General features: G+C 42.5%; 1 pseudogene. It reads right to left on the reverse strand.

From position 1 onward, the window contains the following. A pseudogene (locus F6K49_RS48935) lies at positions 1–1,268 on the reverse strand (transposase); the annotation flags it as partial. Positions 1,269–1,426: the final 158 nt, after the last annotated feature.

Below are 1,426 nucleotides of genomic sequence, written 5' to 3' on the forward strand. Positions count from 1 at the left end.
ATTCTTTAATCAACGAGGTCGCTTGCTCTTTCAGACCGGAATCAGAAAGAGTAGAGGCGTCCTCTCCTAAAGCGTTGGGATCGATGATCCAGGTTCCGGTGTGCCCCACCGTACCCAAGGCTCTTTTTAGAATATTGATGGCTGCATTATGATCGCGTTCGCGTAGCGTCGCCTTCGGCGAATCTAACACACACCCACATGAACAAGAATGGGTTCTAGTTGATAGCGATTTTTTGACAACTTCACCACAACTGGAACAATTCTGACTAGTGTAAGCAGGATTTACCGCTATCGTTTGTTTACCAAACTTTTGTCCAAAATATTCCAGCCATTTCCTAAATTGATACCAACCCGCATCATTGATAGACTTGGCAAGACAGTGGTTTTTAACCAGATTCTTAACCCTTAAGTCTTGCCTTACGGCACGCTGCGCGAACGTAAGCGACCACGTCGTTAGAGTGGATTACGCAACGCGCCAGTCTCTTGGCATGTTCTTCACGTTGCCTACTTATCTTAAGGTGTGTCCGGCCTAATCTATTAATGGCTTTTTTGCGATTGGATGAGCCTTTCTTTTTGCGAGAAACCCGACGTTGATAAAACTTTAGTTTTTTTTCTCCTTTACGATAAAACCTGGGATTCGGCTCTACACCTCCCTTAGAATCAGTGTAAAATTCCTTGAGTCCTACGTCTAATCCAACATTAGTATGAGCAGGCTCTAAAGATTCTTTTGTATCAATTTTTATACAGAACTGGACGTAGTAACCATCTGCGCGGCGCACCAATCTAACTCGTTTGATTAGCTTAAGATCGTAACGCCATAACTCCCAAGTCCCTTTCAGTTTTAGCTTTCCAATACCTTTCTTGTCTAAGAAATTTATTGATTTAGCATCCCCTGACAACTTCCAGCCCGATGTCTTGTATTCAACTGTTCGCGCAGCGTCGGCTACGCCGAATCGAGAAAACTTTTTAAACTTAGGATATCCCTTTTTGCCAGGAACTTGCTTTTTGCATTTATCGTAAAATCTAGCAATTGAGCTATAAGCTCTTTCAACCGAAGCTTGACATGCATGAGAGTTTAGGTCTTTTACAAAGGCGTATTCAGCTCTAAGCCACGTGTTATGACGGTACAGGTCTTTTTGTCCTACGCCTTTATTGTCCATCCAGTAACGAATGCACTTGTTCCGAACAAACTGACCAGTACGGATTGCTTCATCAATCGCAGCATATTGAGTTTTCTTCCCTTTGACCTTAAACTCTAAGACCTTCATTTTTGACGTGGAATAACTCTACGTAAAGTAGAACACAAAAAGAGAAAGCCGTCCGTTGAAGTTACCGTAAGATAGTGGAGTCTTTATGGTTGGCAGGCTATGCGTAAAAGGGTTAAAACTTATTGATTAAGACTCCACTATCTAAGGTTTCGTCTCCT

Source organism: Moorena sp. SIO3I6 (genome assembly GCF_010672095.1).